This window comes from Micromonospora sp. NPDC049274, from assembly GCF_040678875.1.
Lineage (GTDB): Bacteria > Actinomycetota > Actinomycetes > Mycobacteriales > Micromonosporaceae > Micromonospora.
Map to the genome: position 1 here is coordinate 88,212 of NZ_JBFAQS010000013.1, position 19,892 is coordinate 108,103.

General features: G+C 73.3%; 17 protein-coding genes. 10 read left to right on the forward strand and 7 right to left on the reverse strand.

The features are described from left to right. Positions 1–267: 267 nt before the first annotated feature. Positions 268–774, forward strand: coding sequence for an inorganic diphosphatase (locus AB0K10_RS23220; protein WP_039907066.1), 507 nt, complete (start codon positions 268–270; stop codon positions 772–774). 31 nt (positions 775–805) lie between these two features. Here the strand turns inward: AB0K10_RS23220 and eccD are convergent, their stop codons facing one another. After that, positions 806–2,209: a type VII secretion integral membrane protein EccD gene (gene eccD / locus AB0K10_RS23225; protein WP_363686614.1), complete on the reverse strand. Its 1,404-nt coding sequence runs from the start codon at positions 2,207–2,209 to the stop codon at positions 806–808. A 101-nt stretch (positions 2,210–2,310) separates the two neighbouring features. On the opposite strand from eccD, the gene eccCa reads away from it, so the two are divergent. The 4 genes from eccCa (at position 2,311) to AB0K10_RS23245 (ending at position 9,306) form a co-directional block, all read left to right on the forward strand. Continuing rightward, on the forward strand, positions 2,311–6,288 hold the full coding sequence (gene eccCa / locus AB0K10_RS23230) for a type VII secretion protein EccCa (protein ID WP_363686616.1): 3,978 nt from the start codon (positions 2,311–2,313) through the stop codon (positions 6,286–6,288). A 74-nt stretch (positions 6,289–6,362) separates the two neighbouring features. Next, complete coding sequence (gene mycP / locus AB0K10_RS23235) at positions 6,363–7,694, forward strand: type VII secretion-associated serine protease mycosin (RefSeq protein ID WP_363686618.1); 1,332 nt, start codon at positions 6,363–6,365, stop codon at positions 7,692–7,694. Between the two features lie 87 nt (positions 7,695–7,781). Next, positions 7,782–8,573 carry a phosphatase PAP2 family protein gene (locus AB0K10_RS23240; protein WP_363686620.1) on the forward strand — a complete coding sequence of 264 codons (792 nt, stop codon included), beginning with the start codon at positions 7,782–7,784 and terminating at the stop codon, positions 8,571–8,573. 37 nt (positions 8,574–8,610) lie between these two features. After that, positions 8,611–9,306 (forward strand): phosphatase PAP2 family protein, encoded by a 696-nt coding sequence (locus tag AB0K10_RS23245; RefSeq protein WP_363686622.1) that lies wholly within the window; start codon positions 8,611–8,613, stop codon positions 9,304–9,306. 13 nt (positions 9,307–9,319) lie between these two features. On the opposite strand, the gene AB0K10_RS23250 is transcribed toward AB0K10_RS23245, so the two are convergent. The 6 genes from AB0K10_RS23250 to AB0K10_RS23275 form a co-directional block, all read right to left on the reverse strand. After that, positions 9,320–10,498, reverse strand: coding sequence for a MarP family serine protease (locus tag AB0K10_RS23250; protein ID WP_363686624.1), 1,179 nt, complete (start codon positions 10,496–10,498; stop codon positions 9,320–9,322). Positions 10,499–10,562: 64 nt separating this feature from the next. Beyond that, complete coding sequence (locus tag AB0K10_RS23255) at positions 10,563–11,255, reverse strand: CoA pyrophosphatase (protein WP_363686626.1); 693 nt, start codon at positions 11,253–11,255, stop codon at positions 10,563–10,565. Further along, positions 11,252–11,905 carry a TlpA disulfide reductase family protein gene (locus AB0K10_RS23260; protein WP_363686628.1) on the reverse strand — a complete coding sequence of 218 codons (654 nt, stop codon included), beginning with the start codon at positions 11,903–11,905 and terminating at the stop codon, positions 11,252–11,254. The genes AB0K10_RS23255 and AB0K10_RS23260 overlap by 4 nt, the downstream gene beginning before the upstream one ends. Next, positions 11,902–12,690, reverse strand: a complete 789-nt coding sequence (gene nth, locus AB0K10_RS23265) for an endonuclease III (protein ID WP_363686629.1) — start codon at positions 12,688–12,690, stop codon at positions 11,902–11,904. Before nth ends, AB0K10_RS23260 begins: the two co-directional genes overlap by 4 nt. Before the next feature lie 41 nt (positions 12,691–12,731). Next, positions 12,732–13,910, reverse strand: a complete 1,179-nt coding sequence (locus AB0K10_RS23270) for a CapA family protein (protein ID WP_363686631.1) — start codon at positions 13,908–13,910, stop codon at positions 12,732–12,734. 56 nt (positions 13,911–13,966) lie between these two features. Then, positions 13,967–14,629, reverse strand: coding sequence for an adenosylcobinamide amidohydrolase (locus AB0K10_RS23275; RefSeq protein WP_363686633.1), 663 nt, complete (start codon positions 14,627–14,629; stop codon positions 13,967–13,969). 143 nt (positions 14,630–14,772) lie between these two features. Here AB0K10_RS23275 and AB0K10_RS23280 point away from each other — a divergent pair, with 143 nt between their 5' ends. From AB0K10_RS23280 to AB0K10_RS23300, 5 genes are all read left to right on the forward strand, one after another. Further along, on the forward strand, positions 14,773–15,450 hold the full coding sequence (locus AB0K10_RS23280) for a Crp/Fnr family transcriptional regulator (RefSeq protein ID WP_007466162.1): 678 nt from the start codon (positions 14,773–14,775) through the stop codon (positions 15,448–15,450). Positions 15,451–15,610: 160 nt separating this feature from the next. Further along, the gene (locus AB0K10_RS23285; protein WP_363686635.1) at positions 15,611–16,354 is read left to right on the forward strand and encodes a metallophosphoesterase family protein; all 744 of its coding nucleotides are present in this window, start codon (positions 15,611–15,613) and stop codon (positions 16,352–16,354) included. A gap of 409 nt (positions 16,355–16,763) precedes the next feature. Then, positions 16,764–17,384 carry a helix-turn-helix domain-containing protein gene (locus AB0K10_RS23290; protein WP_363686637.1) on the forward strand — a complete coding sequence of 207 codons (621 nt, stop codon included), beginning with the start codon at positions 16,764–16,766 and terminating at the stop codon, positions 17,382–17,384. A gap of 37 nt (positions 17,385–17,421) precedes the next feature. Continuing rightward, complete coding sequence (locus AB0K10_RS23295; protein WP_363686639.1) at positions 17,422–18,219, forward strand: TIGR03084 family metal-binding protein; 798 nt, start codon at positions 17,422–17,424, stop codon at positions 18,217–18,219. Continuing rightward, complete coding sequence (locus AB0K10_RS23300; RefSeq protein ID WP_363686641.1) at positions 18,216–19,880, forward strand: acyclic terpene utilization AtuA family protein; 1,665 nt, start codon at positions 18,216–18,218, stop codon at positions 19,878–19,880. Before AB0K10_RS23295 ends, AB0K10_RS23300 begins: the two co-directional genes overlap by 4 nt. Positions 19,881–19,892 lie beyond the last annotated feature (12 nt).

Consider the following 19,892-nt stretch of genomic DNA (forward strand, 5'->3'; position numbering starts at 1 on the left):
GGGGAAGGTGGGCGTCGGGCACCGGGACCCGCCCGGTGGCGCCGCCGGAACCGGATCGTCCGGTACCACGCGCGGTGCCCCCGTCCGGGCGGTAGTGTGAATCTTCCCTCCCCACGACCCCCTCCTCCCCCAGCGAAAATCGGCTTGGGTGACACTACTTCGGTCCGAAGACTATGCGGCGGCCGGAGTCGGCGGGTGGGCATTCACCTGTCCGGAGGGCCGCCAGTGGTTCCGTTAGCCAGCGTGGGCAGACGAGGGAGCGTGCAGATGGATTTCGACGTGACGGTTGAGATCCCCAAGGGTCACCGGAACAAGTACGAGGTGGACCACAAGACCGGCCGGATCCGGCTGGACCGCACCCTGTTCACGTCCACCCAGTACCCGGCCGACTACGGGTTCATCGAGGAGACGCTGGGCGAGGACGGCGACCCGCTGGACGCGCTGGTGCTGGTTCCGGAGCCGACCTTCCCGGGTTGCCTCATCCGCTGCCGGACCATCGGCATGTTCCGGATGACGGACGAGAAGGGCGGCGACGACAAGGTCCTCTGCGTGCCCTACGAGGACCCCCGCCAGGAGCACCTGCGCGACATCCACCACCTGGGCGAGTTCGACCGCCTGGAGATCCAGCACTTCTTCGAGGTGTACAAGGACCTGGAGCCCGGCAAGTCGGTCGAGGGCGCGACCTGGGTCGGCCGCACCGAGGCCGAGGCCGAGATCCGGGCCTCCTACCAGCGGGCGCGCGACGCCGAGGCGCGCGGCGAGTCCACCCACTGACGAACGTTTACCGGCCGGGCCCGGGAGCCGCTCAACCGAGCAGCCCCCGGGCCCTGTCGTACAGGTCGAGCACCGCGCAGGCGACCGGCACCACGGCGACCACCAGGGCCGTGTCGGTGAGGTCGGCGACCCTACCGAGGTACGGCGACACCGCTCGCCTGGCGTACCCGGTGCCGGCGGCCACGGTCACCAGGCCCAGCGCCGCCCCGCCGAGGACCAGCGCCAGCCGACCGGTGTCGTCGGCCCGGTCGATGAGCACCGCGCCCAGCACCGCGTAGCCCACCAGCCCGGCGAGCACCGTCGGCACCCGGTGCCGCAGAGCCACGAAAAGTCGCGACCGCAGCAGCAGCACGGCCGACACCACCGCCACCAGCACTACGCCGGCTGTCCCACCGGCCAGCCCGAGGACGACCGCCGCGCCCACCGCCAGCACGGCGTGCCCGAGCAGCATCCCGGTCAGCACCTCCTCGGTGCGGGTGACGGCCGCGTGCACCCGACCCCGGTCCGGCAGGTCCCGGGGACGCTCCGGCTCGGGGCCGGACGCGGTGGCCGGGAGGGTGATCGGTGGCAGCGGCAGCTTGCCCAACCGGATGGCCAGTAGCGGGATCACCCCGAGAGCGAAGACCAGCCCGCTGAGCAGCACCGCCGCCGTGCCCGCCGGGGTCAACAGCAGCGCGCCGAGCGCCGCGCCGGCACCGAGCAGACCAACCGTGACGCCGGCCACGAAAACCCGCAGTCGGCTGGCCACCCCGAGCAGCCCGAGCAGCGCCACCAGCAGCAACGCCACCGAGCCGGTCAGCAGTTCGGGCGCGCCGACCCAGCGCACCGGCCCGAACGGCCCGACCGGATCACCGGAGCCGACCGCCAGGGCACCGGCCACGAAGGCGTACGGCAGGGCGTAGCCGCCGAGCGTCGCCCCGGCGGCGCCGTCGCCGTTGGCGCGGGAGGCGACCGCGCCGGCCACGGTGAGCAGCAGCGCCACCACCGCCGCCGCGAACCAGCCGCTGCGTAGCGTCGGACCGCCGGCGAGCAGGGCGAGCAGCCCGACGGCGAGCGGCACGGCGGCACCGGCCAGACCGGTGGCCCGGGTGGCGGCGGAGGACCAGGCCCCACCGCGTCGGCGGGCGCCGTCGGCGATCGCCTCTACCACGTCGTCGTACTCCAGCTCGGGCCAGTGGGCGTGGGCCGGCACCAGGTGCAGCACCTCACCGTCGCGGACCCCCTGCGGCAGCAGCGCCTGCGCCGTCGCCAACAGCGCCCCGTCGGTACGACGCAGCACCCAGCCGCCGTGCCGCTCGCCGTCGTCGGCCAGGCCCTCGCCGGCGTGGCGCAGCACGTCGGGCAGCAACTCGGCCAGGGGCACCTGCTCCGGCAGTGCGACGTCGACCCGCCGTTGCGGCGCGCTGATGGTGACGCGGGCCAGCCCGGTTGTCATCGAGTGATCTCCATATCGAGGGGGATCGGAGGCTGCGCGGACGACAGGACTTTACCTACGATGAGCCAGGCTCGGGTTACCCAGCGCTGTCAGGAGGCCGAGTGTCCACAGTCGTCATCAAGCGCCCGCCGCGCCGGCCAGCGCCGGAGATCCCCGTCGGCGAGCTGCCCGTCGAGGCGCCGCCGGAGATCCCCGCGGTGGCCGGTGGCCGGTGGCAACAGGCACTGATGGTGCTGCCCATGCTCGGCGGCACGGTGGCTATGGCGATGATGTTCGGACGGGGCGGCGGCGCGTACTCGTACGTGGTGGGCGGGATGTTCGGGCTCTCGTCGCTGGCCATGCTCGTCACCTCGTGGGGCAGCGCCTCGGGCACCCCGAAGAAGTCGGAGATGATGGCGGCCCGCCGGGAGTACCTGCGCCACCTGGCCACACTGCGCCGCCGGGTCCGGCAGACGGCCGGCCAGCAGCGGGCCGGGCTCTACTACCGACACCCCGACCCGGGTCGGTTGTGGTCGACGGTGGACAGCCGCCGGGTCTGGGAACGCCGTCCCGGGGACCCGGACTTCGCTGTGGTACGCGTCGCCGTCGGGCCGCAGACCCTGGCCACCCCGCTCGTCGGCCCGGTCACCCGGCCGTTGGAGGAGCTGGAGCCGATGACCGCCGGCGCACTGCGCCGCTTCCTCGACGCGTACTCCGTGGTGCCGGAGCTGCCGGTGGCCCTGTCGCTCCGCAGTTTCGCCCGCGTGCACGTGCGGGCCGCTGCCGGCGGCGGTCCGACCACCGGTGGGCCGCCCACCGGCGACCCGGCCGCCCAGGCCCTGGCCCGAGCCGTGCTGACCCAGCTGGCCGTGTTCCACGCCCCCGACGAGTTGCTGATCGCGGTCTGCGCCGGCCCGGAACGCCGCGCCGAGTGGGAGTGGGTGAAGTGGCTCCCCCACGCGCACCACCCCTCCCGCACGGACGCGCTCGGGCCGGTGCGGCTGGTGACCTCGTCGGCCGCGGAGCTGGAACGACTGCTCGGTGACGTGCTGGCCAGCCGGTCCCGGTTCAGTCCGGCGGGGCCGGCCACCGACGGTCCGCACGTGGTGGTGGTCCTCGACGGCGGTGATTTGACCGGCGCCTCCGACCTGACCGGTGACGGCGGCATCGACGCGGTCACCGTGCTGGACCTGGACACCCCGCCGCCCCGCGTGCTCGACCGGTACGCGCTGCTGTTGGAGCTGCGCGGCCGGCCGCTGCACTCGTGGTCGGCGGAGGGGCACGCGGAGGTGGGCACCGCCGACCGCCTCGACCTCGCCGACGCCGAGGCGGTCGCCCGGCGGTTGGCGCCGCTGCGGCTGGCCGGCGCGGCCCGTGGCCCGGACGCCCCACTCCAGGTCGAGCTGGGCCTGCCGGAGCTGCTCGGCCTCGGCGACCCGGAGAGCTTCACCGCCGAGCAGGGCTGGGCGCCACGCTCGGCCCGGGACCGGCTGCGGGTGCCGATCGGTGTGGGTGTCGACGGCGGGGCCATCGAGCTGGACCTCAAGGAGTCCGCCCAGGACGGGATGGGCCCGCACGGCCTGCTCATCGGGGCCACCGGCTCCGGCAAGTCCGAGCTGCTCCGCACGCTGGTGCTGGGGTTGGCGGCGACGCACAGCTCCGAGCAGCTCAACTTCGTCCTCGTCGACTTCAAGGGCGGTGCCACCTTCGCGCCGTTCGACCGCCTGCCGCACACCGCGGCCGTGATCACCAACCTGGCCGACGCGCTGCCCCTCGTCGACCGCATGGTGGACGCCATCAACGGGGAACTGGTCCGCCGGCAGGAGCTGCTGCGCCGCGCCGGCAACTTCGCCAGCGTGCGCGACTACGAGCGGGCCCGCGCGGCCGGCAGCCCACTCGCCCCACTGCCGTCGCTGCTGCTGATCTGCGACGAGTTCTCCGAACTGCTCTCCGCCAAGCCCGACTTCATCGACCTGTTCGTGCAGATCGGCAGGCTGGGCCGGTCACTCGGCGTGCACCTGCTGCTCGCCAGCCAGCGCCTGGAGGAGGGCCGACTACGCGGGCTCGACACCCACCTGTCGTACCGGATCGGGTTGCGCACCTTCTCCGCGCTGGAGTCGCGGACGGTGCTCGGTGTGCCCGACGCGCACGAGCTGCCCCGCTCGCCGGGCCACGGCTACCTGCGCGCCGGCACCGATCCGCTGGCCCGGTTCAAGGCCGCGTACGTCTCCGGCGCGGTGCGCCGCCGGGCCGCGACGGCCGGGGCCGCGACCCGCGGTGGCGCTCGCCTGCTCACGTTCACCACCCATGCTGTGCCGCTGCCCGAGCCGGCCACCCCGGCGCTGCCCATGGTCGCCGAGGACGAGAGCAACCGGGAGACCCTGCTCGACCTGCTGGTCGACCGGCTCGTCGGGCAGGGCCCGCCCGCCCACCAGGTGTGGCTTCCGCCGCTCGGTGAGCCGCCTGCCCTGGACGAGCTGTTCGGCCCGGTCGAGGTGGACCCGGCGCGCGGGCTCACCGTGGGCAACCCCGAGCTGCACGGCGCGCTGGGTGTGCCGGTGGCCGTGGTGGACCGGCCCTTGGAGCAGCGCCGGGACCTGCTCTGGCTGACCCTGGACGGCGCGGCCGGGCACGTCGCGGTGGTCGGTGCGCCGCAGAGCGGCAAGTCCACCGCGCTGCGCACGCTGATCTGCGCGCTGGCGCTCACCCACACCCCGGCCGAGGCGCAGGTCTACTGTCTCGACTTCGGCGGCGGTGGCCTCGCGGCGGTGCGCGATCTGCCGCACGTGGGCGGGGTGGCCGGCCGAGCCGATCCGACGGCTGTGCGGCGCACGGTCGGCGAGATGACGACGGTGCTGGCCGATCGGGAGCGCCGCTTCGCCGAGCTGGGCGTGGAGTCGATGGCCGCGTACCGGCAGCGCCGTGCGGCGGCGGGAACGACCAGCCAGCCGGGCGCCGACCCGTTCGGTGACGTCTTCCTGGTGATCGACGGCTGGAGCACCGTCCGCGGCGAGTACGACGACCTGGAACCGCTGATCACCGACCTGGCCACCCGGGGCCTGTCGTACGGGCTGCACGTGGTCGCCACGGCGCTGCGCTGGCTGGATTTCCGCCCGGCGATCCGAGACCTGTTCGGCTCGCGGCTGGAGCTGCGGCTCGGTGACCCGTCCGACTCCCTGGTGGCCCGGCGGGCGGCGGCGAACGTGCCGGAGCGCCCCGGCCGGGGGGTTACGGCGGAGAGCCTGCACTTCCTCACCGCGCTTCCGCAGCTCGCCACCCCGAACGCGGGCACCGCCGACCTCGTCAAACGGATCGCCGACAGCTGGGCCGGTCCGGTGGCGCCCCGCGTCCGACTCCTCCCCCCGGTGCTGCCGTACGCCGATCTGGATCTCGCGGCGACGACCGGGCTGCGGCTGCCGATCGGGATCGCCGAGGCGGACCTGCGGCCGGTGTTGCTCGACTTCGCAAGCGAGCCGCACTTCGTGGTCTTCGGGGACGCGGAGTGCGGCAAGTCGACGTTCCTACGGGCGCTGGCCACCTCGATCACCACCCGGTTCACGCCGGAGGAGGCCCGGGTGATCCTGGTGGACTACCGGCGCAGCCTGCTCGGCGCCATCGAGACGCCGCACCTCATCGGGTACGGCACCGCCGCCGCGCACACCGCCGACCTGGTCGAGTCGGCCGCCGGATACCTGGAGCGGCGGGCCCCGGGGCCAGAGGTCACGCCGCAGCAGTTGCGGGACCGCTCCTGGTGGTCGGGGCCGGAGCTGTTCGTGCTTGTCGACGACTACGACCTGGTGGCGGCGGGCCCGGCGAACCCATTGCGGGCGCTGGAGGAGCATCTGCCGCACGCCCGCGACGTCGGGCTGCACCTGGTGCTGGCCCGCCGTTCCGGGGGCGCGGGACGATCCCAGTACGAGCCGATCGTGCAGCGGCTGCGGGAGCTCTCCACCTCCGGGCTGGTGATGGCGGGCAGCCCCGAGGAGGGCGCGCTCGTCGGTCCGGTGCGACCCGGTCCGCTGCCGGTGGGCCGTGGTCGACTGGTCACCCGACGGGAGGGCGTACGCCTCGTTCAGCTCGCACATCTGCCGCCACCGTGACCTGTCTCCGTAGTTCCTCCCGTGACGGGTGGGGAAACCGGTAATCTCCGATCGTCATGGTTCCGTCGGGATGAATGGCTGAGGATGTGACAGGGGTTCGGCACAGCGGACCGGCAGTGGCCCGACGGGCCGGCCGGGCGCTGCTCGGTGTGGCGGCGATGCTCGCCGTCGCGGTTCCGACCGCCGCACCCGTCGCCGCGCCCAGCAGCGGCGGCCAACTCGCCGGCGCGCCGACCGCGTTGGCCCCCGGCGACAGCGTCGCCCGCACCGACCAGGTCCGTGACGAGCAGTGGCAGCTCGACGAGTTGCGGGCCGACACCGCCTGGCGCAGCTCGACCGGCCGGGGCGTGACGGTCGCGGTGATCGACTCCGGTGTGGACGCCAACCACCCCGACCTGACCGGCCAGGTGCTGCCCGGCCTCGACCTGGTCGGGCCCGCCGGCGGCGCCGGCCCGGATCCGGTCGGTCACGGCACCACGGTCGCCGGCCTGATCGCCGGGCGCAACGACGACAAGCGGGGCGTGGTCGGCCTGGCGCCGGATTCCCGGATCCTTCCGGTCCGCGTGCTGGATGAGCGCAACAAGTACGACGACGCCCTGATCGTCGCGAAGGGCGTCCGCTGGGCTGTCGACAACGGCGCCCGGGTGATCAACCTGTCGTTGGGTGGCAGCGGTGACAGCCCGGCCCTGGCCGCGGCTCTGGACTACGCGTTCGCCCGCGACGTGGTGGTCATCGCCTGCACCGGCAACCTGGCCACGTCGCCCGACTCCAAGGTCTGGTACCCGGCCCGCGAGCCGGGCGTGATCGCGGTCGCCGGGCTGGAGCGCAGCAGCGACAACCTGTGGTCCGGGTCGATCACCGGCCGGGCGACAGTGCTCACCGCCCCCGCCACCGGCCTGGTCGGCGCCCGCCCGGCCGACGGGTACTGGCGGGTGCAGGGCACCAGCTTCGCGGCACCGTTGGTGGCCGCCACCGCCGCTCTGGTTCGGTCCCGCTACCCGGACATGCCCGCCGGCGAGGTGGTCAACCGGTTGCTGGCCACCGCCCGTGACATCGGCCCCACCGGCCGGGACGACCGCTTCGGGTACGGGGTGGTCGACCCGGTGGCGGCACTGACCGCGGACGTTCCCCCGGTCACCGTCAATCCGCTTGACGATCTGACCTCGCCGGGGGTGGTCGGCTTCGGTCCGGCCCCGGGTTCGGGCGACAGCGACCCGGTCAGCGGCGCCGGCGGGGACCCGCTCGGTTTCACCGCTCCACGACAGCAGACGGGGTGGACGGCCCGGGGGGCGGGCGTACCGGACGAGTCGGCGCCGGAGCAACTCTGGACCGGAGTCGCGCTCTTCGCCGCCCTGGTGACCGGCGCGACGTTGCTGGTGCGCCGGTTCCGCCAGCGCACTCGCTGACCGAGCGGCAGCCGGCACGACCCGCGCCGCCGCGCACACCTCCGGCGGCAGGCCTGATTGCCCCGCGGGTGGGGTAGAACCGTCCGCATGAGCACGCCCGCCGCACGTACCCTCGAGACCACCCGGCACTCGTCCTGGCGGCGTCGCCGCCTCGACCCGGACCACTCGTTGGGCCTGCGGCTGACCCTGGCGGCGACCGCGGCGTTCCTGGTGCTGGTGCCGTTCGCTCTGCTCGCGTTGCTGGTGCTCGGGGCGTGGGCGCCGCTGCACCAGCTGGACACGGCGATCACGGACGCGCTGCACGACCACGCGGTGGACCACCCGGCCTGGGTCACGCTCATGCACGCCTGGAGCGCCGTTTTCGCGCCGATGCCGCTGCGGGTCGTGGCTCTGCTCGTGGTGATCTGGCTGCTGCGCCGCCAGGCTCGCCGGCTGGCCCTCTGGGTGACCACCACCATGGTGGTCGGCGGGTTGATGGGCCCACTGCTCAAGTTGCTCGTCGGCCGGGACCGGCCGGAACTGCTCGACCCGGTGGCGCGGGCCGCCGGCTACTCCTTCCCCTCCGGGCACGCGCTGAACGCCACCCTGGCCGCCGGGGTGCTGCTACTGGTGTTCCTGCCGTACGTCGGGCGCTGGGCCTCCCGGGTCACGCTCTGGGTCGCCGCGCTGCTGGTCACCGTGGTGACCGGGCTGAGCAGGGTCGCGCTCGGGGTGCACTTCACAAGCGATGTGCTCGGCGGTTGGCTGCTCGGCGTGGCGGTGGTCGCGGCGACCACCGCCGCGTTCACCAGTTGGCGGGCGCACACCGGTCTCCGGCCGGTCCGGCCGGCCCGCGACGGTGTCGCGCCGGAGGTCGAGCGGCACCCGGACGCGACCTGAGGCGTGCCGACGACGCCGAACGGGTACTGGCGGGCTCATGCCCGACACCGTGGTCCAGATCGTCCGGCGGGTGCTCCTGCCGGTGTCCCTCCTGTTCGGCGTCATGGTGCTGCTCGGAGTGCTTGTCACCCGGGTGCTCGCCCGAACCTGGCCGTTCACCGTCGAGGACGCGGTGAACCGGGAGTTCGCCGGTGACCGCACCGGCGGCTGGAACAACGTCTCGCTGGTGTTCAGCACGTTGGCCAGCACCCAGATGATCGTCGTGGTCACCGTGCTCGTGGCGCTGGCGCTGCGGCTCTGGCTGAAGCGCTGGCGGGAGCCCCTGTTCCTGTGCGCGGCGGTGACCGCCCAGGCGCTGGTCTTCCTGCTGACCACGATGGTGATCGACAGGCAGCGGCCGGCGGTGGAGCACATGGACACGTCACCGCCCACGTCGAGTTTCCCGTCCGGGCACACCTCGGCGGCGGTGGCGCTCTACGTGGGTATCGCCGTGCTGATGGCTCTGCGGGCGCGCAGCACCGGTGCGAAGGTCACCTGGTGGACGCTGCTGCTGATGGTGCCGTTGGGTGTGGCGCTGACCCGCATGTACCGGGGGATGCACCACCCGAGCGACGTGGCGGCGTCCTTCCTCAACGGTGGCACCTGCGTCGCGATCATGGCGCGGGCGGTCCTGGACCGAGGGCTGCGTTGGGGTCGGGCGAAGCTGCCGGTCGTCGCGCCGGCTCGGACCTGATCCGACGCGACGCTCAGGTGCACTCGCCGGTGGCGACGGCCCGGTTGCGTTCGGCGCCGGCCAGCGCCACCGGGCGGGCCTCGGCGGCCGTCACCGCGAACCCGGTGTTGGGGTCGTCCGCCGCCGCCGCGAAGATCACGCCGAGCACCAGGCCGTTGGCGGAGAGCAGCGGCCCGCCCGAGTTGCCGCTGCGCACCAGTGCCCGGATCGTGTAGATCTCCCGGGTCACCTTCGACGAGGCATAGATGTCCGGGCCATTGATCCGGTCCACGTCGCGGACCCGCGCCGACTGCGCGTTGTACGGGCCATCCAGTGGGAAGCCGAGCACGATGGCGTCCGAGCCGCTGCCCGCGTTGCCGGCGGCGAACCGCAGCGACGGGCCGGGCAGCCCAGGGACGAGCAGCACCGCCAGGTCGCGCTTGGGGTCGTAGACCACCACCTCACCGTCGTACCGCTCGCCGTCCAGCTCCACCGACACCGAGCGGGTGCCCGCGACCACGTGCGCGTTGGTCATGACCCGGTCGTCGGCGTACACGAAGCCGGAGCCCTCGATGCGGCGCGAGCAGCTGGGCGCGGACCCGAGCACCTTGACCACCGACCGCTTACCGTTGGCGACCACCCGCGAGCCGGCCAGAGCCGGGTCGGGCGGCTCGACCTGCCGGGCCCGGGTGGGTGCGAGACCCCCGAAGACGTCCGGGAAGCCGTCGGTGTCGACGGTGTCCTCCAGAGCGGTGGAGAGCCGGTGCGCCTCCTCCGGCAGCACCCCGTTCACCACGGTGATCAGCGCACTGTTGCGTACCGCGGCGGCGAGCCAGGGCACCGACGACGACCCGAGCGGTACGGCGACCAGCCAGGCCAGCAGAAGCACCGCGAACAGCGAGACGAACGCCCCGCCGATGTCGTCGATCCGCCGACCCACGTCGCTGGTGATCGTCTTGCGCAGGTGCGAGCCGAGCCAACCAGCCAGCGCCTGCCCGATGACGGCCAACCCGAAGATCGCCACGAGTGAGATCAGCACCCGGGTGCCGGCGTCCACGAACTGCCGGGCGAACAGTGGCCCGAGTTGCAGGCCGAGCAGCAGTCCCAGGAAGAAGCCGGACAGCGACGTGATGCCGATGACGAAACCCTGGCGGTATCCGCTGATCGCGAACACGAGCATGAGCAGCAGCAGGACGAGATCCACGACGGACACGGGGTCCAGCGTACGGGCAGCGTGCCCAGCCGATGACCATCGCTTGCGGAAGGTGACCGCGCGGTCAGCGTACGACTGTCTCGTCGACCTCTTCGGTGCCTGCCGACGGCGCGGGAGCGGCTCCCGTGGGCGGCAGCTCGACCAGTCGGCCGGGCGACCACGGGCGTGCCCAGCCACCCATCTCCAGCAGGGTCGCCAGCACCCCGGCGGTGAAGCCCCAGACGAGCATGCCGCGTGCCGAGAACGCCGGCCCCACCCAACCGCTGGGGTGACGGACCCGCAGTCGGTTGGCCGGGTCGACCAGCTCGCGGACCGGCAGTCGCGCCACGTGCGCCACCTCGGCGGGCTCCCGGGGGTGCACCGGGTGCGGATCGTGCCACCAGGCCAGCACCGGGGTGACCACGAAGTCGCTTACCGGAATCCACAGCTTCGGCAGCTCCGCCAGCACTGTCACGCTGGCCGGGTCGAGGCCGACCTCCTCGTTCGCCTCGCGGAGCGCGGTGGCGCGGACGTCGGCGTCCTCGGGGTCGGCAGCGCCACCGGGGAAGGCCGGCTGGCCGGCGTGGTTGCGCAGGGTGGCGGCCCGTTGCAGGACCAGGACGTCCGGACCCACGTCGGGCTGCTCGCCGAGCAGCACCAGCACAGCGCTCTCCCGGCCGCCCTCGGCGGGAGTGGTGAGGCGGGTGAAGTCCTCGGCGCGGGCGGTGCCCAGCCGGGTCAGCAGCGGCTCGATCCACTCGGGGGGTCGACGGGTCACGCCGGCACCGCCAGGCCGAGGTGCTGGCGGACCAGCTTGGCGAGCGTCGCGTCGTCGAGAGCCCCGGTGGCGTCGATGTGCCGGATGCGGCCCTGCGCGTCGACGAAGAGGGTCAGCGGGAAGGCCTTGCGCTTCAGTTCACGTTGCAGCGCGTCGCCCTGGTCCACGAGGATCGGGAACCGTACGCCGAAGTCCTCGCCGATGGACTGGGCGCCGCTGCGGCTGTCCTGGGTGTTGACCCCGACCACCTGTAGTTGGCCGGCGGTCCGGTCGCTCAGCCGTTGGAAGGCGGGCAACTCCTTGCGGCACGGCGTGCACCAGGAGGCCCACACGTTGATCACCGCCGGCCCGGCCACGTCCCGCAGTGCGACGGGGGCGCCGCCGGTGAAGCAGGACAGCGTCAGCTCCGGCAGCGCCTGCCCGCCGGCGGCGGGGCCGGGCGTGCCGGGGGCGGTCGACGTGGGAATCGCCGCTTCGGAGCCGGGCGACGCCGTCGTGGGCGCTGCGCTCAACGTGGCGCAGTCCCGGAACGGCGATGGTCGTTCGGCGCCGGCCGGACGGGGGGCCGGGTCGTCGTCGGACGTGCCGCTGGTGCAGCCGGTGAGGGCCAGCAGCAGCGGCAGGATCACGCGGGCGAGACGCCGGTTCACGGCACCTCCGCGGCGATCGCCTGGGCGGGCACCAGGTCCGGGTCGACGCCTGCGGCCACCGCCAGGTCACGTGCCCGAGGGCCCTTGAGCAGCTTGGCGGCGGCGGCCGGCTCGGTCGGGCCGGTGCCGTACGAGGGGCAGAGCTTCGCGAGCGTGCACGCCCCGCAGGCGGGCTTGCGGGCGTGGCAGACCCGCCGACCGTGGAAGATGATCCGGTGCGACAGCATGGTCCAGTCGCGCTTCGGGTACAGCGCGCCGACCGCGTGCTCGATCTTGACCGGGTCGGTCTCGGTGGTCAGCTGCCAGCGGTGGACCAGCCGTTGGAAGTGCGTGTCGACGGTGATGCCGGGGACGTCGAAGGCGTTGCCGAGGATGACGTTGGCGGTCTTGCGGCCGATCCCGGGGAGCGTCACCAGGTCGACGAGCCGGCCGGGAACCCTACCGTCGTACCGTTCGAGGAGAGCCTGCCCGAGCTTGAGCAGCGAGTCGGTCTTGTTGCGGTAGAAGCCGGTGGGCCGGATCAGCTCCTCCATCTCGCCCCGGTCGGCCCCGGCGTACGCGGCGGCGGTCGGATAGCGGGCGAACAGCTTCGGGGTGACCTCGTTGACCTTCTTGTCGGTGCACTGCGCCGAGAGGATGGTGGCGACGGCCAGCTCCAGGGCGTTGGAGTGGTCCAGTTCACAGTGCGCGTCGGGGTGCGTCTCGGCCAGCACCCGGCCGATCCTGCGGGCACGGCGTGTGCGCCCGAGGTCGGTCTCGCTGGCACCGGGAGGGCTACTGGTCACGACGGTCAGCCTACGTCGCGGCTCGGACGTTCCTCCGCGGGTCAACCAGCCGTCGGCGCGGTGATCTTTCCCTGCCCGTCGAGCCGGGCGCCGCTCTTCGCGAAGTCGGCGCGGCTCAGTTCGGTGACCAGGCCCAGGCCGCGGTCGTCCGGGTCCATCGTCGGCTTGCCGGCGGAGTTCATGTACGTCGAGGTGAACGCGCCGCCGGCCCAACTCCCGTCGGGTTTCAGCGAAACCTTCAGCACGCCGCCCCAGCCCAGCCGCCCGGTGTTGCTCAGCGAGTTGCCGCCGCCGGCGAAGTTGCCCAGGCTGTACGCGATCAGCCGGCCCCGGTAGAACTCCATCCCCCGCAGCACGTGCGGGCCGTGCCCGACGATCAGGTCGGCCCCGGCGTCGATCATGGCGTGCGAGAACTTCACCGGGTCGCCCCGGTTCTCACCCAGGAACATCTCGGTGCCGGGCTTCACCCGGGTCTTGTCCGCTCCCTCGCCGCCCATGTGCACCTGGACCACGACCAGGTCGGCCATGGTGGCGGCCTTGGCGACCACGGTCTTCGCCTCGGCGATGTCGACCAGGCTGTTGGACCAGACGTACGACGAGAAACCCACCACGGCGACCTTGACACCCTTGACGTCGACCACGGTGATCTCGTCCGGGGCGCCGGTGTGCTCCAGGTCGTACTTCTCCAGCGCCTTCTGCGTGTTCGTGTAGCCCTTCGGCCCGTAGTCGTAGCCGTGGTTGTTGGCCTGGTTGAGCACCTTGAAGCCGGCGTCGCGCAGGTGCGCGGCGTACTCCGGTGGGGCCCGGAACTGGAAGCAGCGGGTGGAGTTGGCCCCGCACTTGCCGGTGCCGGTGTCCACCGTCAGGGGCTCCTCCAGGTTGCCCATGACCAGGTCGGCCTTGAGCGCCTGCGTGACCGAGTCGAAGAAGCCCTTGCCGCCGGCGGCGGGCAGCCGGCTCGGCGCGTTGCCCATGATGATGTCGCCGGTGGCGGAGAGCGAGATGGCACCGCCCCCGCCGGAGGCCGAGGCACCGCCACTGGCCTTCGGGCCGGACGTGGTCACCGGCGCTCCGGTGCCACCGCCACCGGCGCCGGGCTGCCACACGGGGTCCTCCCCGCTGTCGGCACAGCCGGCGACGAGCAGGGCGGCCAGCAGCGCCGCGAGGCTGAGGGCGACGCGGCGGAACGGGCGGGGCGCGAGGGGGGCGGAAGCGTACATCGTCCGCGACCCTACCGGGCCGTAAACGCCCCGACGACAGCCGATCGGCTTGAAGTTCAGCCGGCCAGCCGCTCTGACCAGGGCACTACCGGCCGATCGCCGCCCGCGCGCACCGCGGCGTGGACGGCGCGGGCCAGCGGGGCACCCCAGGTGGAGCGCGGCCCGCCGTACGCGGCCTCCGGCCCGTCCACCGGGCAGAGCACGGTGACCGCGTCGGTGGGGGTGCCGGTGCCCGGCAACCCCAGCTCGGCGATCGCCTGGGTCTTCGCCTCGGTGGCGGTGGCGACGGCGTTGACAAGCGCCGAGTCGGAGAGTCGGGCCGGCACGTACACCACGATGTTGACCGTGCCCACCCGCTGGGTGAGCGCCGCCGTTTCCGGGGCGGCGGCGGGCACCGGGGTGCCGAGCCCGACCGTCGCCCAGGCCCGCACCCCGGTGTCGGTCCGGGCGACCACCTCGGTCACGTCGACGCCGGTCAGCAGGCCCACCCCGGGCCCGTCGAGGGCCAGGCTCGCGGCGAGCGCGGTCAGGTGGGCGGCGGGGTCGTCCCGGTCGTACGACATCGACACTGTCGCATTCAGCACCCAGTGCCGGACGCCGACGCCACCGCCGAGCGGGCCGCTGCTGACCGCCCGCAGGGGCCCGTCGGCCCGCCAGACGAGCAGCGGGATGCGCCGCCCATTCTCGGCGCGGCTGGTCAGAGTCGGGTCGCTCAGCACGTCGGGCAGGTTACGCCCACCGATCAAGATTCCAGGGGCGACCTCTGATTCGTGCTCACGTGCGCCTAGACTTGGCGGCGCGCGAGGGGATCAGCGGACGGCGGCCCCGGCCGACGGACGGCACGCGCAACCGGAGGTGCGCGATGGATGAGGTACTGGCCCGCAGCGGGATCTTCCAGGGTGTCGACCCGGAAGCTGCCGAGGCGCTCGCCAAGGAGATGGAGACGATCGAGGTCCGCAAGGGCGAGATCGTCTTCAATGAGGGCGAGCCCGGCGACAGCCTCTATATCCTGCTGTCCGGGAAGATCAAGGTCGGCCGTCGGGCAGCGGACGGCCGGCAGAACCTGATCGCGGTGATGGGGCCGTCGGACATGGTCGGTGAGCTGTCGCTCTTCGACCCGGGTCCGCGTACGGCGACCGCCACCGCGGTGACCGACACCCGGCTGGTGCGGCTGCGCAAGCAGGCCCTGCGGCCGTGGCTCAACAACCGCCCGGAGATCGCCGAACAGCTGCTCCGGGTGCTCGCTCGGCGGCTGCGCCGGACCAACGACTCGCTCGCCGACCTGATCTTCACGGACGTGCCGGGCCGGGTCGCGAAGAACCTGCTCCAGATGGCCGGCCGGTTCGGCACGCGCGACGGCGGCGTGCTGCGTGTGACCCACGACCTCACGCAGGAGGAGATCGCCCAGCTCGTCGGCGCCTCCCGGGAGACGGTCAACAAGGCGCTGGCCGACTTCGCGTCGCGCGGCTGGCTGCGGCTGGACGGCAAGAGCATCATCATCCTGGACCCGGAGCGCCTCGCCCGCCGCGCCCGCGTCTGAGTGGTACGTCCCGTCCCCGCCTGCCGTCACCGACGGCAGGCGGGGACGTTTCCGTCTGCCCGGCGTTTCCGTCTGCCCGGCGTTTCCGTCTGCCCGGCGTTTCCGTCTGCCCGGCGCAGAATCGCTGGTGTGTGGACGCCGCTGGGGTGAGGGTGGGGCAATGCCGAACCGCGTTGCCGTGCTCTCCGACATCCATGGCGTACTCCCCGCGCTGGAGGCCGTTCTGGCCGAGCCGGACGTCGCCGCCGCCGATCTGATCGTGCTGACCGGTGACATCGCGACGGGCCCGCAGCCGGTCGAGGTGCTGGATCTGCTCGCCCAGCTGGGTGAGCGCGTTCGCTGGGTGGGCGGCAACTGCGAACGTGAGCTGGTTGAGGCGCGGGCCGGCAAGCCGGCGTCGATCGAGGTGTCGAACTGGGCGGCCGGGCAACTCCGCGACGATCAGGTGGCCCGACTCGCCGCGCTGCCGGCGACCGTGACGTTGGAGATCGACGGCCTCGGCCCGACGCTGTTCTGCCACGCGACGCCCCGCGACGACGAGGAGGTGGTGCTCGTCGACTCCCGGATGGCACGCTGGGCGGAGGTGTTCGCGGGACTGCCGGCCGAGGTCGCGACCGTGGTCTGCGGCCACACCCACATGCCCTTCACCCGGCTGGTCGACCGGCGCCTGGTGGTCAACCCGGGCAGCATCGGCATGCCGTACGGGGGCGCGGGCGCGTGGTGGGCGCTGCTCGGGCCGGGCGTACAGCTGCGCCGCACCGCATTCGACGTGGACGCGGCCTGCGCCCGGGTGACCGCGGAGTCGACCTACCCCGACGCCGCCGCCTGGGCCGACGAGTACCTGCGCTCCCAGCACAGCGACGCCGACGCCCTCGCCGTCTTCGGCCCCCGCGACGGCCGCTGACCTTCAGCGCCTCAACGCAGCGCACGGCCTCGACACTGCGCACGGCCTCACCGTTCGGGCACGGACTCGCCGTTGGGCACGGACTCGCCGTTGGGCACGGCCTCGGCTGGCTGCCGAGAGCCGGCGCCGGGCCAACCAGCTGCGGCCGGAGGACCTCTCCCTGCTGCCTGTAGAGCTGCCACAGATCTGGGGCAGAAGAGGCGCCGCCGCTGCCGCCCCGGTCCTGGAGGCAGCTTCTACAGGGGTCGTGGAGGAGGAAAGCGCAGACGGCATCGCCGCCGCCCCACCCGTGGGGCAGCTCTACAGGGGCCGGGGATGGCAGTCGAGTCAGCCCGACCTGGGCACGATCGTGGACCAGACATAAAAAGTCAGTCTTGACTGTTTGTTTCGGAGGCCGCAGGCTGTTGCCGTGTCCGCCGCATCGACGTCCGCCGCATCGACCCGTGTTCCCCAGCAGGAGCGCAGTCGCGCCACCCAGGCCCGTCTGCTGGAGGCGACAGTCGACTGCCTGATCGAGCACGGCTGGTCCGGCACCACGACCACAGTCGTGGCGGCACGAGCCGGTGTCTCGCGAGGCGCGCAGTTGCACCACTACCCCACCAAGGCCGCGCTGGTGACGGCCGCCGTGGCCCATCTGGCCGAGCGCCGGGCCAACGAGCTGCGCACCGAAGCCGAGGCATTGCCGGCCGGCCCGCAGCGGCTGGATCGGGTGATCGACCTGCTCGGGGTGGCGTTCACCGGGCCGCTGTTCGTTGCCGCGCTCGAACTGTGGGTGGCCGCCCGCACCGACCGGGAGCTTCGTGACGCCCTGGTGCCGCTGGAGGCGACGGTCGGCCGGGAGATGCACCGACTCACCGTTGCCCTGCTCGGTGTCGACGAGCGTCGTCCCGGCGTGCGCGAGGCCGTGCAGGCCACCCTCGACCTGCTGCGCGGGCTCGGGGTGGCCAATCTGCTCAGCGACGACTCGGCCCGCCGTGCGGCCCTGCTCGGCACCTGGAAACGCCAGCTCGCCACACTCCTCACGCCCTGACCCCGGCCACACCGGCCCAGCACCGATCGGAGGCACCATGGTCGACCTCAGTGACCTGCTCAGGGATCTGGCCGACGAGTCCGCCGGCCTGGACGCGTTGGTGGCGCCGCTGCCGGCGGCCGACTGGGCCCGCCCGACACCGGCGGCGGGCTGGAGCATCGGGCACCAGATCGCCCACCTCGCCTGGACCGATCACGTGGCGCTGCTGGCCGCCACCGACGCCGAGGCGTTCTACGCGACGGTGACGGCCGCACCGGACCCGACCCGGATGGTCGACGCCGGCGCCGAGGCGTTCCTCGCCCCGCCCGTCGACCTGCTCGCTCGCTGGCGGGCCGGACGGGCGGCGCTCAGCGACGCGCTCGTCGCGGTCCCGGCCGGGGAGAAGCTGCCCTGGTACGGCACCCGGATGTCGGCCACCTCGATGGCGACCGCCCGGATCATGGAAACCTGGGCGCACGGTGAGGACGTGGCCGACGCGCTCGGTGTCGTCCGCCCTGCCACCGATCGCCTCCGGCACGTGGCGCACCTCGGTGTGCGTACTCTCGGGCACGGTTTCGCCGTCCACGGCCGGCCGGTGCCGACGGCGCCGGTCCGGGTCGAGCTGACCGGACCCGGCGGGGAGACGTGGAGCTGGGGTCCGGCGGACGCCGCCGATCGCCTGACCGGTCCCCTCCTGGACTTCTGTCTGCTCGTCACCCGCCGCCGGCATCGCGCGGACCTCGCCCTGCTGGCCACCGGTCCCGTCGCCGACGAGTGGCTCGACGTGGCGCAGGCGTTCGCCGGCCCGCCGGGCAGCGGGCGCGAACCTGCCGGCCGGGGCGGAGTTCCGGCGTGATCCGCATCGGCAACGCCTCCGGCTTCTACGGCGACCGGTTCACCGCCTGGCGGGAGATGCTCGACGGCGGCGAGCTGGACGTGCTGACCGGTGACTACCTGGCCGAGCTGACCATGCTGATCCTCGGACGGGACCGGCTGCGCGACCCCGATCTCGGCTACGCGAAGACGTTCCTGCGCCAACTTGAGACGTGTCTGGGTACGGCCCTCGAACGGGGGGTGCGGATCGTGACCAACGCCGGCGGGTTGAACCCGGCCGGCCTGGCCGCCGCCATCGAGGCGCTCGCCGGCCGTCTGGGCCTGTCGGCCCGGGTGGGGTACGTCGAAGGCGACGCGCTCCAGCGACCCGACGCGCTCACCGCGAACGCCTACCTGGGCGCGTTCGGGATCGCCGCCTGCCTCGACGCCGGTGCGGACGTGGTGGTGACCGGCCGGGTCACCGACGCGTCGCTGGTGGTCGGTCCGGCCATCGCCCGGTACGGGTGGGGGCGCGACGACCTCGACGAGCTCGCGGGGGCGAGCGTCGCCGGGCACCTCCTGGAGTGCGGCGCGCAGGTCACCGGCGGCAACTTCAGCTTCTTCACCGAACTCCCCGACGGTGGGCACCGCCCGGGATTCCCGGTCGCCGAGGTGCACTCCGACGGCTCGTCCGTGCTCACCAAGCATCCGGGTACCGGTGGCGCGGTCACCGTGGAGACCGTCACCGCCCAGCTGCTCTACGAGATCGGCGGGCCGGCGTATCCGGGGCCGGACGTGGTGACTCGGCTGGACACGGTGACGCTGCGTCCCGACGGGCCGGACCGGGTCCGGATCTCCGGCGTCCGGGGGACACCGCCACCGTCGACGCTGAAGGTGGGCGTCAACAATCTCGGGGGCTTCCGGAACTCGATGACGTTCGTTTTGTGCGGGCTGGACATCGAGGCGAAGGCGGCGCTGGTGCGCGGGCAGATCGAGGAGGCGGTGGGCAAGGACGGACTCGAGTTCACCCTGGCGCGCACCGACCATCCGGACGCCGCCGACACCGAGGCGGCCAGCGCTCTGCTGCACGTACACCTGCGCGACAGCGACCGGGTGCGGGCCGGGCGGGCGTTCTCGGCCGCTGCGGTGGAGCTGGCGCTGGCCTCGTACCCGGGCTGCACGCTGACCACCCTCCCGGGCGACGCGACACCGTACGGCGTCTTCACCGCCGACGCGGTGCCGCAGGACGCGGTGGCGCACGTCGCGGTGCTGCCCGGCGGTGAGCGGGTGCCGATCGCCCCGCCGATCCGCACCGCCCCGCTCCCCGCCGACGAGACGGCCCCCGGCGGCGACGCTGCGGTCGAGGGCCCGACCCGGCGCGGTCCGCTCGGCGAACTGGTCGGCGCGCGCTCGGGTGACAAGGGCGGCGACGCCAACCTCGGTGTCTGGGCGCGGTCGGAGGCCGGGTACGCGTGGCTGCGCGCCTGGTTGACAGTCGAGCGGCTGGCCGAGCTGTTGCCGGAGACGGCGTCGCTGTCGGTGCGGCGCTACGAGCTGCCGAACCTGCGCGCGGTCAACTTCGTGATCGAGGGCCTGCTCGGGGCCGGGGTGGCCGCGTCCACCCGGTTCGATCCGCAGGCCAAGGCGCTCGGTGAGCTGCTGCGCGCCCGGATCGTCGACCTGCCAGCCGAGGTGACGCCGTGAGCGCGAGGAGCG

What these genes read in the sequence shown, in the direction of transcription:
- AB0K10_RS23220 (WP_039907066.1), top strand. Translation starts at nt 268, where the DNA reads ATGGATTTCGACGTGACGGTTGAGATCCCCAAGGGTCACCGGAACAAG.
- mycP (WP_363686618.1), top strand. Translation starts at nt 6,363, where the DNA reads ATGGCTGAGGATGTGACAGGGGTTCGGCACAGCGGACCGGCAGTGGCC.
- AB0K10_RS23295 (WP_363686639.1), top strand. Translation starts at nt 17,422, where the DNA reads ATGGTCGACCTCAGTGACCTGCTCAGGGATCTGGCCGACGAGTCCGCC.
- AB0K10_RS23270 (WP_363686631.1), bottom strand. Translation starts at nt 13,910, where the DNA reads ATGTACGCTTCCGCCCCCCTCGCGCCCCGCCCGTTCCGCCGCGTCGCC.
- AB0K10_RS23240 (WP_363686620.1), top strand. Translation starts at nt 7,782, where the DNA reads ATGAGCACGCCCGCCGCACGTACCCTCGAGACCACCCGGCACTCGTCC.
- eccD (WP_363686614.1), bottom strand. Translation starts at nt 2,209, where the DNA reads ATGACAACCGGGCTGGCCCGCGTCACCATCAGCGCGCCGCAACGGCGG.
- AB0K10_RS23285 (WP_363686635.1), top strand. Translation starts at nt 15,611, where the DNA reads ATGCCGAACCGCGTTGCCGTGCTCTCCGACATCCATGGCGTACTCCCC.
- AB0K10_RS23280 (WP_007466162.1), top strand. Translation starts at nt 14,773, where the DNA reads ATGGATGAGGTACTGGCCCGCAGCGGGATCTTCCAGGGTGTCGACCCG.
- AB0K10_RS23245 (WP_363686622.1), top strand. Translation starts at nt 8,611, where the DNA reads ATGCCCGACACCGTGGTCCAGATCGTCCGGCGGGTGCTCCTGCCGGTG.